The sequence below is a fragment of the Liquorilactobacillus capillatus DSM 19910 genome (assembly GCF_001434915.1).
GTDB lineage: Bacteria > Bacillota > Bacilli > Lactobacillales > Lactobacillaceae > Liquorilactobacillus > Liquorilactobacillus capillatus.
Window position 1 is genome coordinate 63,481 of the sequence record NZ_AZEF01000013.1, and the last position, 14,619, is coordinate 78,099.

Genomic DNA, 14,619 nt, shown 5'->3' on the forward strand with positions numbered 1-14,619 from the left:
GGTGAGTGAAGTTGTTTTTGGATAACATATCACGGCTCAAAGCAAAAACTATATCTCATGGAGGTACTATTGTGAATGAAGGAATAGAAAAGAAACCAATAAAAAAATATCGGATATCACAACGTCATCATATGACGATCCACTGGAAGGATTTTATTCTCAACAACAATATTTTAGTGAGGGATGCTAGCTTGAAAGAACGTTCTTCCATAGTTGGTCGGGTTGGAATCGTGATGTTATCTTGCGGAACTGGAGCATGGCGGGTTCGCGAAGCGATGAATAAGATCTCACGGGTATTAAGGTTAACATGTTCTGCAGATATTGGGTTGATTTCACTTGAATTTACGTGTTTTGATAATGAAAGAAGTTACACCCAAGTGTTATCCCTGCCTAATACGGGAGTTAACACTGATAAATTAAATGATATGGAACATTTTGTTAATAATTTTGAAGTTGAAGCTCTTTCTTTGACAGTGAAAGAAATTCATTTGGCACTTGATAATATCCAAAGAAAAACGGGTAATTATTCACCCCTGATCGCGGGTTTAGCGGCAGCACTAGCATGTAGTTCCTTTATTTTTCTACTTGGTGGTGGTATACCGGAAATGATTTGTTCCTTTGTCGGAGCGGGGATAGGAAACTGGACACGTAGTAAAATGAATGCTAAACATGTAACTACTCTGATTAGCATCGCGGTAAGTGTTGCTATTGCATGTTTAGCGTATCTTTGTATTTTTCTCTTTTTTAAGGCTTTTTTCCAAATACTTGTTCAACATGAAGCAGGTTATATCGGGGCAATGTTGTTTGTAATTCCAGGCTTTCCCTTTATTACCAGTATTTTGGATATTTCCAAATTAGATATGCGTTCGGGGCTTGAACGTCTAGCATATGCAATTATGATTACGTTGGTAGCGGCATTGATGGGCTGGTTGGTAGCTTTAATGGTTCATTTTCAACCAGGTAATTTTTTGATGCTCGGTCTTTCACCCTTATTATTACTTTTACTAAGAATCCCAGCTAGTTTTTGTGGAGTTTTTGGTTTTTCAATTATGTTTAATAGTTCACTTAAGATGGCTACGGCGGCCGGTTGTATTGGGGCAGTGGCTAATACGTTACGGTTAGAACTAGTTGATTTAACGGCGATCCCACCTAGTGCAGCTGCTTTTGTGGGCGCATTGGTGGCTGGCTTAATCGCTTCGGTGATTAACCGTTATAACGGTTATCCACGCATTTCCCTGACTGTCCCTTCAATTGTTATTATGGTACCAGGGCTGTATATTTATCGAGCGGTTTACAATATTGGTTCTAATGCAATTGGTGTTGGAGCGCTTTGGCTGACTAAAGCGGTGATGATCATTGTCTTCTTGCCGCTCGGTCTTTTTGTAGCACGGGTCTTGTTAGATAAAGATTGGCGTCATTTTAACTAATAGGTGTAGAATTTGCCATAAAATTATTAATAGTAAATTAAATAGTTTTTAATTGACAACTTAGCCTAAAAAAGACATAATGACAAGGTAAAATTAAATAGTTTCTTCGGGGCAGGGTGTAATTCCCGACCGACGGTAACAAGCTTAGTGCTTGAAGTCCGTGACCCGCTTTGTGCGGTGGATCTAGTGAGAATCTAGAACCGACAGTTAAAGTCTGGATGGGAGAAGAAAAAGTGACGCTAGTTTTTTTGTGTTACTTTACTTTAATGGGTATTGCTTTGGATTGGGAAAAAATAAAAAAGCAGGTTACCTTGAATAGTGAATGATTCCTAATGCCCCGCATCTGCGGGGCATTTTTTTATTATCTAAAGGAGTGTGATTAGTAATTAATACACCTTATTTTTTTATGAAGACGGCTTTGGTAGAAGCCGAAAAAGGTCGTTATCAAACATACACTAACCCGATGGTCGGTGCGGTTATTGTTAAAGAAAACCAGCTTATTGGCTTAGGACACCATGCAGCATTTGGGAAAGAACATGCTGAAATCAATGCTTTCAATAATGTTGTACAGCAAGAAAAGATTAAAGGGGCCATAATGTTCGTTACATTGGAACCATGTTCTCATTTTGGGAAGACACCACCTTGCTGCCGTGAAATTGTTCGCAGAGGTATAAAAGAAATTTATATTGCCCAAAAGGATCCTAACCCATTAGTTGCTGGTCAGGGGATTGCCTACTTAGAAAAACATGGAGTACGGGTTCATGTTGGAATATTAGCGGCTGCTGCTCAGAAACTAAACCGATTTTACAACTTTTTCTATCTACATGATTATCCGTTTATTACGTTGAAAACAGCTCAGACTTTAGATGGACGCATTAGTTTAACGGCTTCACACAGGACATACTTGACTGATGAGTTAGTCTTCAACGATGTCCAACAACTACGTGCTGATTATCAAGCTATTTTGGTTGGGAGTGGAACGATTCTTGCAGATAATCCGCTGCTGACTGTTAGGATGATGAATTTAAAATATCCACCAGTCCGAATAATTATAGATCGACGTGGACGGCTGATAAATACGTATAAGGTTATAAATAATGATGCACCGACGTGGATTTTTACAGAGAATATGAAAATGAGCCAATATTTTACTAATAGTGAGGTTGAAATTTTCTTTAAAAAGAAGTGGACTCTGAAAGAAGTTATGCAGCGTTTGGCGCAAGCAAAAATTCAGTCTGTATTAGTGGAAGGCGGTGCGAGGATGCAAGACGCTTTTTTGGAAAGAGGATTATTCCAAGAGCTGCTTGTGTACCAAACTAATCAGTTGGCAGGGGGGAATAGTTTAGCGGCCTTTCAATCTAAACGCAGCCCTCAAAAACTACTTGATTTAAAAATAGTAGAGAGACGACAAGTTGGGAATGCATCGCGACTTTGGCTGAGGAGGTAGAAAATGTTTACAGGAATTATTGAAGATATTGGAATTGTGCAAAATATTACCCGAAAACAGGAAATAATTTTTTTGAGTATTATGGCCCCTAAAATCAAGCTTGAGGATAGTCAAATTGGGGCCAGTATCGCAGTAGATGGTGTTTGCTTAACTGTAACCGCAAGAACAGCAAGTGTGTTTACAGCTAATATCATGCCAGAAACCTTTCGTATTACAAGTTTAGCCAGGTTAAAAAGAGGTGATAAGGTAAATCTTGAAAGAGCTGTCGCAGTTGGTGGTCGTTTTGATGGTCATTTTGTTCTTGGGCATGTAGATCGAACGACTAGTATTTTACGGCGCTATCAAGACCAGACTGCCCAAGTCCTAGTTTTTAAGATCCCGGTAGGATTGGAAACACAGATTGTTACTAAAGGCTCAGTCGCAATAGATGGTATCAGCTTAACGGTTATCTATGCTGATTCACGCACATTCAAGGTGGGGTTAATTCCTCATTCACAACAGGTAACAACGTTAAGTAATAAAACCGTCGGCGCTTACGTTAATTTAGAAACGGATGTTTTGGCAAAATACTCTGTAAAACAGATGCGAGCGAATCAATTTTAAGTGGAGGTGTCAGAAATGAATAACAGTTTGGTGAAACAAGCGATTGAGGATTTAAAAAAAGGAAAATTAATTTTGGTAGTTGATGGTCAAGACCGTGAAGCAGAAGGTGACTTTGTTGGATTGGCAGAATATGCGACTGGAGAAACATTGAACCAGATGATTACTTATGGGCGTGGACTTGTATGTGCTCCAATGACACGCGAGATAGGTGAATATTTAGCATTGGATCCGATGACTATCCATAATACTGAAAGCTTTGGGACTGCTTTTACGGTTAGTGTGGATCATAAAACAACTAGCACCGGTATTTCAGCTTTTGATAGAGCTAAAACTATCAGAGCTCTCGGGACTCCTGAATCAAAACCAGAAGATTTTGAGCATCCAGGGCATATTTTTCCTTTGATTGCTGAAAAGGGTGGAGTTTTGAAGCGACAAGGACATACGGAGGCGGCAGTAGATTTGGCACTAATGGCTGCTAGGCAACCGGTGGCTTACATTTGTGAAACGTTGAATTCAGATGGGACGATGGCACGGTTATCACAATTAGAGAAACTGGCACAACGACTTGATATGACATTGGTCACTATTCAAGACATAATTGCATACCGCTATAGTCTTAATCAAAATGCAGTCGCTGCAATTGCGCCAATTGAGATGCCGACTAGAAAAGGTGTTTTTACCTTAACTGGCTATGTTGCAACGACAGATGAACAGACCCAGTTATGGTTGAGTAAAGGCAAAATGACGACGGATGAGCCGCTGCTTTTAAGGCTACATTCAGAATGCTTTACAGGAGATATTTTAGGTTCAAAACGCTGTGACTGTGGTGAACAGTTGCAGATGGCCATGCGAAAGATCCAAATGGAGAAAAGAGGAGCTGTCTTGTATCTGCGCCAGGAAGGTCGCGGAATAGGTCTTCTGAATAAGCTTAAAACTTACAAATTACAAGAGCATGGTTATGATACGTATGATGCCAACGTTAAGCTGGGTTTTGCGCCGGATGAGAGAGATTATGGTGTTGCAGCAGCTATTCTCTGTGATCAGGGGATTAGACGCGTAAGGTTGATGACGAATAATCCAAGTAAAGTTGCAGCGTTAACCGCATATGGAATTGAAGTGGTTGAGCAAGTTCCACTTGAAACAAAACCACAAGCAGAAAATCTAAAGTACTTGAAAACTAAAAAAAGTAAATTTCATCATACACTGCATTTTATTTAGAAAGGAAGTTAAAAATTATGACAGTATATGTAGGAAACCTAATAGCTAAAGAAGTAAAACTCGCAATTGTAGTAGCACGGTTCAATGAATTAGTAACAAGTAAATTGCTAGGTGGCGCGATGGATGCATTGACGCGACACGGTGTTCCAGAGGAAAAAGTTGATGTAGTTTGGGTTCCAGGTGCGTTCGAGATTCCGGCTATTGTTAAGCTGCTATCTGGGTCAGAAAAGTATGCGGGAATTATAACGTTAGGTGCGGTTGTCCGTGGTGAGACAAGTCACTATGATTATGTCTGCAACGAAGTCTCAAAGGGAATTGGGGAATTGGCTTTAAGGGGGCAGACACCGCTTGTTTTTGGTGTTCTGACTACGGAGACGATTGAACAGGCATTGCAGCGCGCAGGTGGCAAAGCCGGGAACAAGGGGAGCGAGGTCGCCAATGATATTTTAGAATTAATAAGCTTGCGGGAGCAGTTGCAGTAGTTGAAAGGCTATAGTTAAATAGTTCATTAATATTTTAACGAACACTTTTTTAAATTTTCACTAAAGGTCTTGTGAATAACAGTGATTAGAGATATCGTTATAAATAAGTCTCTTTAAAGGATTAAGATAAAACTAGTTCTGTGATACCGTGAGTTATCAGTCAACTAGCAAGTTCTTTCGAAGGTCTGCTTAATACAGTAGGAAAGAAGGTTAATAATGGCATTTTTAGAACTAAAGAATATTCATAAATCATATTTTCTAGGTAAAGAGGAATTCCCGGTTTTAAAGGGAATTGATCTGGGTTTTGATAAAGGTGAATTTGTATCTATCCTAGGTGAATCTGGTGGCGGTAAGTCAACACTGATGAACATTATTGGTGGTTTAGATCGGAACTTTGAAGGCTCAGTTTCTATTAACGGTGAAGTACTTGATCACAAACAAGAAAAGCGGCTAGATCTTTATCGCAGGAAAACGATTGGTTACATTTTCCAAAGTTTTAACCTGATTAATTATCAGACCAACCTGGAAAATGTAATGACAAGTCTGAATATGACAGCCTTATCAGGTGTTGAACGAAAAAAACGTGCAATTGAACTACTGGATCAAGTGGGGTTAAAAGAACATATTCATAAATATCCTAATCAGTTATCAGGGGGACAGAAGCAGCGGGTTGCAATTGCCCGTGCCTTAGCTTCATCACCGGATATTATTATTGCCGATGAGCCTACTGGGGCACTTGATGCGGTTAATACTAAAGATGTACTGGATATTTTAGAAAGCATCGCTAAAGATGGCAAGCTAGTAATCGTGGTAACACATTCTCAAGAAGTTGCTGATTATGGAACACGAATTCTTCACATGGCAGATGGAAAGATTGATGAAGAAAAAACTTTAAAAGATAAGTTTTTAAATAAAGAGACAGCAGAAGAGGTTACCTCAAAGCCCTTAGCTGCGCAAACTATTTGGAACATGGCCTTTGACCATATTCGCTTTAACAAATTACGCAACTTCCTTATTACATTAGGGTCTGCAATTGGGATCTTTTCTGTAATCTTATTCTTAGGGTTAGGTAATGGAATAAAAGGTTATATCAACGATCAAGTTAATCAGTTGGCTAATCCTAAATATCCAACAGTAATGAAGAATGTGACTACAGATAAGAAAGCTTCTAATAATGAGCGAATGCAAGAGACAGCTCAAAAGATGACGACTGATTATAAATCAACAACGCTATCTGACCAAGCACTCAAAAAAATTACTGAATTAGACCATGTTAACCGTGTAATAAAGGGTTATCAATTTAATAATGCTTCATTCACTCATGGCAAAACTACGATCCGGGGATCACAGTTTCAAACATGGACACCTGCATTTTCGGAGAAGGTTATTAAAGCCGGAAAAGCTCCAGGTAAAGATGAGATATTGATTGATAAAGCCTTTGCCAAGAAGATCAATAGTAATTGGAAGTCTGTTATTGGTGAAAAAGTCAGTGTGAAGTTTATGGCTTTCAATAAGGATAATACACCTGTGCAAGTTACAGACAGCTTTAAAGTTTCTGGAATTACAGATGGCGGGCAAGCCGGACCAGTCTTCGGGACAAATTATCAGACAGCTAAAGCAAGTTTAGAACGTGCCGGGGCACTTTCAGAAGCTAACGCAGCTTCTGTTGCGGTTGATAAGACTGAAAACGTTAAAGCAGTTGTTAAAAAGGTCAATACAATAAAAATTGATGGTAAGCGGGCATTTGTTGGTATCTCAATCGGTGATATTTTAGATACGATTAATACGATTACAAGTTTAGCTTCATATGTACTGGCTGCAATTGCGGGTATTTCATTGATTGTATCAGCGATCATGATTATTGTGACAACCTATATGTCCGTAACAGAAAGAACCAAAGAAATTGGAGTTCTGCGTGCATTAGGTGCCCGTTCGAAGGATATTCGCAATTTATTTACGAGTGAGAGCCTGATGATCGGGATGATCTCAGCAGTGGTTGGGCTTGTAGCTGCTTATGCGGGTCAGTTCTTGATGAATATGGCACTTCACGGCATGATCAAGTATGATATTGTCCAGATTTCATTAGGGAATGTCTTGTTTGCAATCATCATAAGCTTGGTCATTGCTTTAATAGCAAGTTTTGTTCCATCAAGAAAAGCGGCTAAGTTAAATACGATCGATGCCTTAGCGGCAGATTAGATTTTTAGTTTACGAAGTGTACTTAAACAGAACGATGGTAAGCCTGATTCTAAATTTAGACCTAATCTTAGCCTCTTAAGATAAAATTAAAAATTAAATTAACAATGTCTGAAGAGAAATCAGATTAAATATGATTCCTAATAAGACGCGTTTTCCCACGAAAAAAGAGTTATTTTCTTATTCGTGGGATTTTTTTGCCGTAACGTAAGGGTTAACATTAACCAGCGATAAACCGATTAAAAGTATAGGCAAGGCAAACTAAGACGGTAATAAAGTTAATAAAAAAATAATAGTATTCAGTATGGTGGATTAGTTCCTGATTTTAAGGGCTAGAATTACTGCCTACTTCAGAAAGTGAGCTAAATTGTTAGCGAAAATTGTACTTCAAGTTATACTAAGTTTGAAAAGTTAGTATCTTTTGAACGTAATTAAGCAGCAGCTGCGTATTTATTTAGAATGAGCAAGTAAACTTAAAAATTAGGGATGAGGAGAGGACAAGAAAGTATGATTGAAGGTATAACCAGAAGTAAGAATGAGTTAATTGAAGATTTTTATCTAGTTTTTCAGCCAATATTTAAACTGTGTCCGGCAGGATCCCCTCAGATTGTCGACTATGAAATCCTCTTGCGTGCTGCAAATCATTGTTTCCCCAAAGATAGATTTCAAAATTTGATGAAAGATGATAAGCATAATAAGATTTTTTTAACGTGGTTTGCGGAAGAAATAAGTGAATTAACAACTCATTTTCCACAAAAAAGGTTTGATATCAACATTGAACCGCAGCAATTGTTTTATCAGAGTACATGGGATTTCTTAACAAAGCTGAGCCCATACAGTGCGCAGCTTATAATTGAGATTACAGAAAGAGTTCCACAGCATTTTGAATACCCTTCTAAAAATGCTATACTTTTAGAGAGCTCTTTGAGCAAAATAAAGAGTTTAGGTTATCAGGTCGCGTTGGATGATGTTGGTAGCGGCCAGAACAGTCTTGGTGAAGTTATCAAAAACTACCAAAATATAGACCGGCTTAAATTCTCAACGGTTTGTTTTAGAAGTGTTAATGATCAGATCGAACTTGATTTTTTAAAGTCGTGGATCAAATTATCTAAAGAATATCAGTTAGATATTGTTGTTGAGGGTATTGAAACAGAAGAAATGGCAGCGCGCTTTGTCGATGATGATTATTATTGTTTACAACAGGGATTTTATTGGCAACTGCCAGAGGATGTAACGAGTCTGAATTAAAAGAAGTTGTAGGTAAACATTGGATAAATTTATTTTTTTAGTTTTATTAATGCCGATTATGTTAGTTAGCCTTTTATTTGCTAAGTATATTTTTTATTCGAGAATATTTCAAAAACTTAAGCAGCCTGCTTTTTTTTCAATGGCAGTGCTGTTATTTGTGACACATCAATATTTTATTGTTTCTTTTGCTATCAATAATGTTGGTTTTGTTTGTTATCAATATGCACTAGCAATTGCAGCGTATTTTATCAATAAAAAATATGGAATATTATTGATGATCCTTTCAGCTTTTACGGTTAATATTTATCTAGCAGCTAATAATAGTACCAGTTTTTGGCGGTTAGTTTTAGCTGTAGCGACTTCATTGGGAATACTTTTATTTATTAGTATCGTTAAAAAAGTAGCCAGCAGGCATATACTTGCGGGTTATTATTTTGCCAATTTTGCGGTTAACACTTTTATTCCATGGCTTTTTGGAACGCTATATCCAGAGCGCTTTTATAGTTTTACCAATATGCTCTTTGTGGCGTTAGGAAGCTGTGTCATCAATGTTTTTGTAGGTAGTTATACGCGGAGTGTCGAAGCTGAAAAAAGGAAACTAGCGAGAATTGAAAAAAGAGAAGCTCATGATAAGTTGACAGGCTTATATAATTATAATTCTTACAGTCGTTTTATAGAAAAACTAAAATTTGAACCACAACAGGATTGGCTGGCAGTAATGATCGATGTGGATTATTTTAAACACGTTAATGATACTTATGGACATCTTGACGGTAATGAAGCTTTGAAGTTTTTTGCGCACGGTCTAAGAGATTTTATCGAACAAAATATTACCGCTGAAAACCGCTTATTTCGATTTGGCGGGGAAGAATTCTGCTTACTCATCAAGGACTATCCTTCTGAGGAATGCTTAGAAAAATTAGATAGATTTCAAGAAATATTGCATGAAAGGCCTTTTATAACTGAAAAGGGACATAAGTTAATTATTTCATACTCGGCAGGGATGGCTTCTGCTAAGGAGAGCGAGCAAGATGTTCTTTTGATGATCCGGAATGCTGACGCGGCTCTTTATATAGCAAAGAAGAGTGGGCGGGGTAGAGTAATTTGTCCTGACTGCCATTTTTAATATTAAAGATACTAACTGGGAATTGTAAAAAATTCCTAGTTTTTTTGGGTTGTAAATAAAGAGAATAATTTAAGAAGAAGTTTCACGTGAAACCTTTCGATTGAAAGACATCCTTTTTGATAAAGTAAAAATAGTTTATACTCAAATAGAAAACATCATGGGGTTAGTTTGCTGGATATATAAAGAGTTTAAGATCGTAAATAAATAGTTGAAAGGATGGTGATTGAAATGAGGACCACTAACAAGATATTTATTCTTATTGGATTACTTGTCTTTATCTTTGGAATTGGTGGGTATTTAGGATTCAAGCAGATAAGAAAAACGACATACCCTAGGGTAAATGGTGTTCCGACAATTTATTTGCATGGCTGGGGGGCTTCAGGGCAATCTACCAATAGTATGATAATGTACGCTCAAAAATATGCGCATGCTCAAAAAGTTTTAACTGTCGTTGTTCCTAAAAAAGGTCAGCCATATGTAAAAGGAGAATGGACAACAGGAGTAGCACGTCCGTTGATTCAAATTGTTTTTAAAGATAATAAGGAAAGTAATTATCAGTTGACTAGTGGATGGCTGAAGAAAGTAATGGTTCTTTTGAAAACACGTTATCATGTGAATCGCTTTAATGCTGTTGCACATTCAATGGGTAATCTAACGTTGATGTATTATGAATTGAATTATGGCAGGAATAAAAAATTGCCTCAGCTACGCAAGGAAGTAAATCTTGCAGGACATTTTGATGGTATTATTGGGATTGATGACAAGCCTAATCGAAATAGCTTATTAAAAAATGGAAAGCCGCGATTTATAAATAAATATTATCGCTATCAGTTGGCGCAGCGCCATTCCTTTCCAGCAAATCAAGTTGCTATTCTTAATATTTTTGGTAATATGGAAGACGGTAGTAATTCTGATGGGGATGTTACGCGTGTTTCAGCTAGATCATTAAAATATTTATTACGCGGACAATATAAGAGTTACCACGAAATTGAAATTAAAGGTCCAAATGCACAACATAGTAAACTACATGAAAATAATCGTGTTAATAAAATTATTAATGATTTTTTATGGGATTAAAAATAAAGTGTGCAGAACGTTTTAGAATAATTTATTTATTCTAAAAAAGACATCTGGTAAATAATTTATTATAAGGCATACCTCAAAGTTAAAGTGAAAATCGTTTAACTTTTGGGGCACACGCCAATAAGTTATTTATGAGGTGTCTTTTTTAGTTAGCCTAGAAAGCACCTTTTAGAAAACGCTTGCAATATTTTTGAAAAGGATTTATAATCACATTGATAAAACTTGGAACGTTCCAACTATTAGGTTAGAAAAGGAGGAATTTGAATGACAGACAGTAAATGGTGGCAAAGGGCCGTTGTTTATCAAGTGTATCCTAAAAGCTTTCAAGATAGTGATAATGACGGGATCGGGGATTTAAAGGGAATAACGCAGCGCTTGGATTATATCAAGAAACTAGGGGTTGATGTTATCTGGCTCAATCCAATCTATAAGACCTCAAATATTGATGGTGGTTATGACATTTCTGATTATCAGGCGATCAACCCGACACTAGGAAAGATGACTGATTTTGAAGAACTCTTGCATAAGGCACATCAACTTGGTTTAAAGGTTATGATGGATTTAGTTGTTAACCACAGTTCTTTTGAACATGAATGGTTTCAGCGAAGTCTTGTTAAAGGAAAAGAAAATCCTTATCGTGATTATTATATCTGGCGTGATCCGGTTGCTGGACATGAACCAAATAACTGGGGATCATTCTTCTCTGGGCCGGCTTGGACTTATGATGAGGCTTCTGGTCAATATTACCTGCATTTATTTGCTAAAGAACAGCCAGATTTGAATTGGGATAATCCGAGATTGCGTCACTCTATTTTTGAAATGATGAATTGGTGGGCAACCAAAGGAATAGATGGTTTTCGGATGGATGTTATTTCATTTATATCTAAGCCAGAAGGCTTGCCAGATGCACCGCAAGGAGCGCAGGCATTATACGGTGACGCAGGAGCACTTGTTGCGAATGGGGCGCATGTTCATCAGTACTTGCATGAGATGAATCAAGAAGTCCTAAAGAAGCATGATTGGATTACAGTGGGTGAGACAGCTGGTGTAACAGTAGATGAGGCTTTAAAATATGCTGCTCTAGATGGGTCAGAGTTAAATATGGTTTTTCAGTTTGAACATATGGGACTCGATGGAAATAAAAATCCTGCTTTAGGTAAGTGGGATAATCGGCGTGTTGGATTACCGGAATTGCGTGAGAATCTTGTGAAATGGCAAAAGGCATTGGCTGGAAAAGCTTGGAACAGTCTTTATTGGAATAATCATGATCAGCCGCGGGTCGTTTCACGTTTTGGAAATGATAGTTCAAAATACCGTGTTCTCTCAGCTAAGATGTTAGCCGCAGTTCTTCATTTTATGCAGGGGACACCATATATCTATCAAGGTGAAGAGTTGGGGATGACTAATGTATATTTCAAAGAACTGGCTGATTATCGTGATCTTGAATCACTTAATGCCTACCATGAGTTAGTAGAGCAAGAAAAACTCGTTGATAAGCAAACGATGCTTAGCTATCTTCAGGTGCACTCGCGCGATAATGCCAGAACCCCAATGCAGTGGGATGATAGCCGCAATGCTGGCTTTAGTGAACAGACACCTTGGCTACAAGTTAATCCTAACTATAAGAAGATTAATGCTGCGGCTGCACTTGAGGATCCAACTTCAGTATTCTATTTTTACCAGCGCTTGATTAAGCTACGCCATGAATTGCCTATTATTACAGAGGGTAAATTCGAACTTATGCCGGAAAATGAAGGCGACCATGCCGTTTTTGCTTATACACGTCAGTTAGCTAAGCAAACGATTTTAGTTATAGCTAACTTTACAGCTGAGGTTGTTACCCGCAACTATGATCTGCCCCATGTGGCTAAGACATTGGTTAAAAACTATCCGGATGATCAAAAGGAGAAACTGCGTCCCTATGAAGTAAAAGTGTATATGTATGAAGATTAGGTTAAGTTGATAGTCGGTTAAAACAGGAAATATACAAAAATTATTTTTATTCTTTGGGGAGGGTTAATAATGGCAAGAAATGCAAAGGTTGACGAAGATAGAGTTGTAGGTGCTCTACCGTGGAATGAGCGTTTAAGTTATGGTGCGAGTGATTTTGCATGTAGTTTTACCTTTAGTTTGATTGGGACTTACTTAATGTATTTTTACACCGATGTTTTTGGGATAACTGCTGGGGCAGTGGGAACCTTAATGTTGGTCGCACGAATTATTGATGCTTTTGACGGACCGTTTTGGGGTGTGATGATTGATCATACACATACTAAATGGGGAAAAAGCCGCCCGTTCTTACTCTGGTTCAATGCACCATTTGCAATTTTTACGGTTCTTTGTTTTACAACACCTGATTTACCAATGTTCTGGAAAATTGTATGGGCTTACGTAACGTATATTGGAATTGATGTTTTATATTCAGCAGTTAATATACCATTGACCTCGATCTTACCAAGTATGACTGAAAACTCAGATGAACGGGTATTGTTATCAACGATTCGTTCGCTGTTTTCCAACTTTGGCGGTACCTTGATTTCAGTTATTGCATTACCGTTAGTTGGTCTTTTTGGTGGTGGGAATAACCAACGGGGCTTCTTCTTACTAGCAGTAATGGCAGCAGTTGTCTTCTTCGTAATTTACTTGGTTGTTTTTGCAAATTTAAGGGAACATGTACAGACTGAACAGTCTCAAAAACCGCTACCGATCAAAGAGTCCTTGAAAGCATTGAAAAGTAACTGGCCATGGGTAATTGTAATTGTTCTAAATTTTGTTTATTGGCTGGGAATGCAGACTAAAGGACAAGTAACAATCTATTTCTTTAAATATAACTTGGGACGTCCGGGCTTAGTTTCGTTCGCACTGTTATTTAACGCAATCGGTTTGGTTTCGGTTTTTCTAACTCCGCGAGTTGTAATTAAATTCGGTAAGAAAAAGACGTTGCTAGGCGGCCTTATGATAAGTGTCATAGGACAATTATTAATGGGTGCAGGTGCAGCGATGCTAAATATTCCAATTATTATTGCCGGAATAGTTATCGGAAACTTTGGGAACGGATTTGTAGGTGCTTTGATCGCGGTTCTATTGGCTGATGCAGTTGATTATGGTGAATGGAAAAATGGAGTTCGTGCTGAAGGGATTGTAACCTCAGCTTCAAGTTTTACTGCTAAGTTTGGAATGGGAATTGGTGGTGCGATCAGTGGTCTGCTGCTAGCATGGGGACATTATATTCCTAATAAAACACAACCGGCATCAGCTCTCTTTGCGATCGAAGCCAATTATATTTGGGTACCAATGCTGGCATTAATTATTTCATTTATCTTAATTCTGTTTTATAAATTAACACCAGATAAAGAACGTGAGATGTCTGCTTACTTAACTAAGAAACATTTTCGTGAAAAAAATAAAGAAAATTAGTTATTGAAGGAGGAGACATAACAATGTTGCAGAATAAGTTAGTAATTGATCCCAATGAGTTTGCAATGAATTTGGTAAAGGATGCAGTTAAACAGCCTGGGGTGACTAACCAGCGCTTTATTAAAGAACAGCTAACCTTATATTTGGAGTCATATTATATGATTAAAGAATTCAATGAGCTAGAAACTAGTCAGTTTGAAACAATGAAACATCAGCAAATTTCTGAATTGTTTGATAAAATGTTGTTAGGGAGATTTAATCCTTAATATAAATAAACTACGACAAATGGTAAACGGTTAGTGTAAACAAAGAATAATTCAGTAAAAAATCTGCTTATCTTTAAAAAGTCACTGATGGAAGGGTGCGCTAGCC

General features: G+C 37.7%; 12 protein-coding genes and 1 riboswitch. All 12 genes read left to right on the forward strand.

The window, feature by feature from the left end:
- Nucleotides 1–131: 131 nt before the first annotated feature.
- The 12 genes from FC81_RS03360 (at nt 132) to FC81_RS03415 (ending at nt 14,513) form a co-directional block, all read left to right on the forward strand.
- Complete coding sequence (locus FC81_RS03360; protein ID WP_083478743.1) at nt 132–1,427, forward strand: threonine/serine exporter family protein; 1,296 nt, start codon at nt 132–134, stop codon at nt 1,425–1,427.
- A 98-nt stretch (nt 1,428–1,525) separates the two neighbouring features.
- Nucleotides 1,526–1,661, forward strand: a riboswitch (FMN riboswitch).
- 172 nt (nt 1,662–1,833) lie between these two features.
- Complete coding sequence (ribD, locus tag FC81_RS03365; protein WP_057742994.1) at nt 1,834–2,874, forward strand: bifunctional diaminohydroxyphosphoribosylaminopyrimidine deaminase/5-amino-6-(5-phosphoribosylamino)uracil reductase RibD; 1,041 nt, start codon at nt 1,834–1,836, stop codon at nt 2,872–2,874.
- A gap of 3 nt (nt 2,875–2,877) precedes the next feature.
- A complete protein-coding gene (locus FC81_RS03370) occupies nt 2,878–3,477 on the forward strand; it encodes a riboflavin synthase (protein ID WP_057742995.1) in 600 nt (199 codons plus the stop codon).
- A 15-nt stretch (nt 3,478–3,492) separates the two neighbouring features.
- Nucleotides 3,493–4,695 carry a bifunctional 3,4-dihydroxy-2-butanone-4-phosphate synthase/GTP cyclohydrolase II gene (locus FC81_RS03375; RefSeq protein WP_057742997.1) on the forward strand — a complete coding sequence of 401 codons (1,203 nt, stop codon included), beginning with the start codon at nt 3,493–3,495 and terminating at the stop codon, nt 4,693–4,695.
- Between the two features lie 17 nt (nt 4,696–4,712).
- Nucleotides 4,713–5,177 carry a 6,7-dimethyl-8-ribityllumazine synthase gene (ribH, locus tag FC81_RS03380; protein WP_057742998.1) on the forward strand — a complete coding sequence of 155 codons (465 nt, stop codon included), beginning with the start codon at nt 4,713–4,715 and terminating at the stop codon, nt 5,175–5,177.
- A 216-nt stretch (nt 5,178–5,393) separates the two neighbouring features.
- Complete coding sequence (locus FC81_RS03385; protein WP_057743000.1) at nt 5,394–7,376, forward strand: ABC transporter ATP-binding protein/permease; 1,983 nt, start codon at nt 5,394–5,396, stop codon at nt 7,374–7,376.
- 504 nt (nt 7,377–7,880) lie between these two features.
- Complete coding sequence (locus tag FC81_RS03390) at nt 7,881–8,621, forward strand: EAL domain-containing protein (protein WP_057743001.1); 741 nt, start codon at nt 7,881–7,883, stop codon at nt 8,619–8,621.
- 19 nt (nt 8,622–8,640) lie between these two features.
- The gene (locus FC81_RS03395) at nt 8,641–9,747 is read left to right on the forward strand and encodes a GGDEF domain-containing protein (RefSeq protein ID WP_057743003.1); all 1,107 of its coding nucleotides are present in this window, start codon (nt 8,641–8,643) and stop codon (nt 9,745–9,747) included.
- A 228-nt stretch (nt 9,748–9,975) separates the two neighbouring features.
- Nucleotides 9,976–10,824: an alpha/beta hydrolase gene (locus FC81_RS03400; RefSeq protein WP_235804626.1), complete on the forward strand. Its 849-nt coding sequence runs from the start codon at nt 9,976–9,978 to the stop codon at nt 10,822–10,824.
- A gap of 270 nt (nt 10,825–11,094) precedes the next feature.
- Complete coding sequence (locus FC81_RS03405; RefSeq protein ID WP_057743005.1) at nt 11,095–12,783, forward strand: glycoside hydrolase family 13 protein; 1,689 nt, start codon at nt 11,095–11,097, stop codon at nt 12,781–12,783.
- Between the two features lie 69 nt (nt 12,784–12,852).
- Entirely contained in the window at nt 12,853–14,247 is a 1,395-nt protein-coding gene (locus tag FC81_RS03410) for a glycoside-pentoside-hexuronide (GPH):cation symporter (RefSeq protein WP_057743007.1), read from the forward strand.
- A gap of 23 nt (nt 14,248–14,270) precedes the next feature.
- Nucleotides 14,271–14,513, forward strand: coding sequence for a hypothetical protein (locus FC81_RS03415; RefSeq protein WP_057743009.1), 243 nt, complete (start codon nt 14,271–14,273; stop codon nt 14,511–14,513).
- The last annotated feature ends 106 nt before the right edge of the window (nt 14,514–14,619 follow it).

Coding starts and splice junctions, on each gene's coding strand:
- FC81_RS03390 (WP_057743001.1), top strand. CDS start 7,881: ATGATTGAAGGTATAACCAGAAGTAAGAATGAGTTAATTGAAGATTTT.
- ribD (WP_057742994.1), top strand. CDS start 1,834: ATGAAGACGGCTTTGGTAGAAGCCGAAAAAGGTCGTTATCAAACATAC.
- FC81_RS03360 (WP_083478743.1), top strand. CDS start 132: ATGACGATCCACTGGAAGGATTTTATTCTCAACAACAATATTTTAGTG.
- FC81_RS03405 (WP_057743005.1), top strand. CDS start 11,095: ATGACAGACAGTAAATGGTGGCAAAGGGCCGTTGTTTATCAAGTGTAT.
- FC81_RS03415 (WP_057743009.1), top strand. CDS start 14,271: ATGTTGCAGAATAAGTTAGTAATTGATCCCAATGAGTTTGCAATGAAT.
- FC81_RS03385 (WP_057743000.1), top strand. CDS start 5,394: ATGGCATTTTTAGAACTAAAGAATATTCATAAATCATATTTTCTAGGT.
- FC81_RS03410 (WP_057743007.1), top strand. CDS start 12,853: ATGGCAAGAAATGCAAAGGTTGACGAAGATAGAGTTGTAGGTGCTCTA.
- FC81_RS03375 (WP_057742997.1), top strand. CDS start 3,493: ATGAATAACAGTTTGGTGAAACAAGCGATTGAGGATTTAAAAAAAGGA.
- ribH (WP_057742998.1), top strand. CDS start 4,713: ATGACAGTATATGTAGGAAACCTAATAGCTAAAGAAGTAAAACTCGCA.
- FC81_RS03370 (WP_057742995.1), top strand. CDS start 2,878: ATGTTTACAGGAATTATTGAAGATATTGGAATTGTGCAAAATATTACC.
- FC81_RS03400 (WP_235804626.1), top strand. CDS start 9,976: ATGAGGACCACTAACAAGATATTTATTCTTATTGGATTACTTGTCTTT.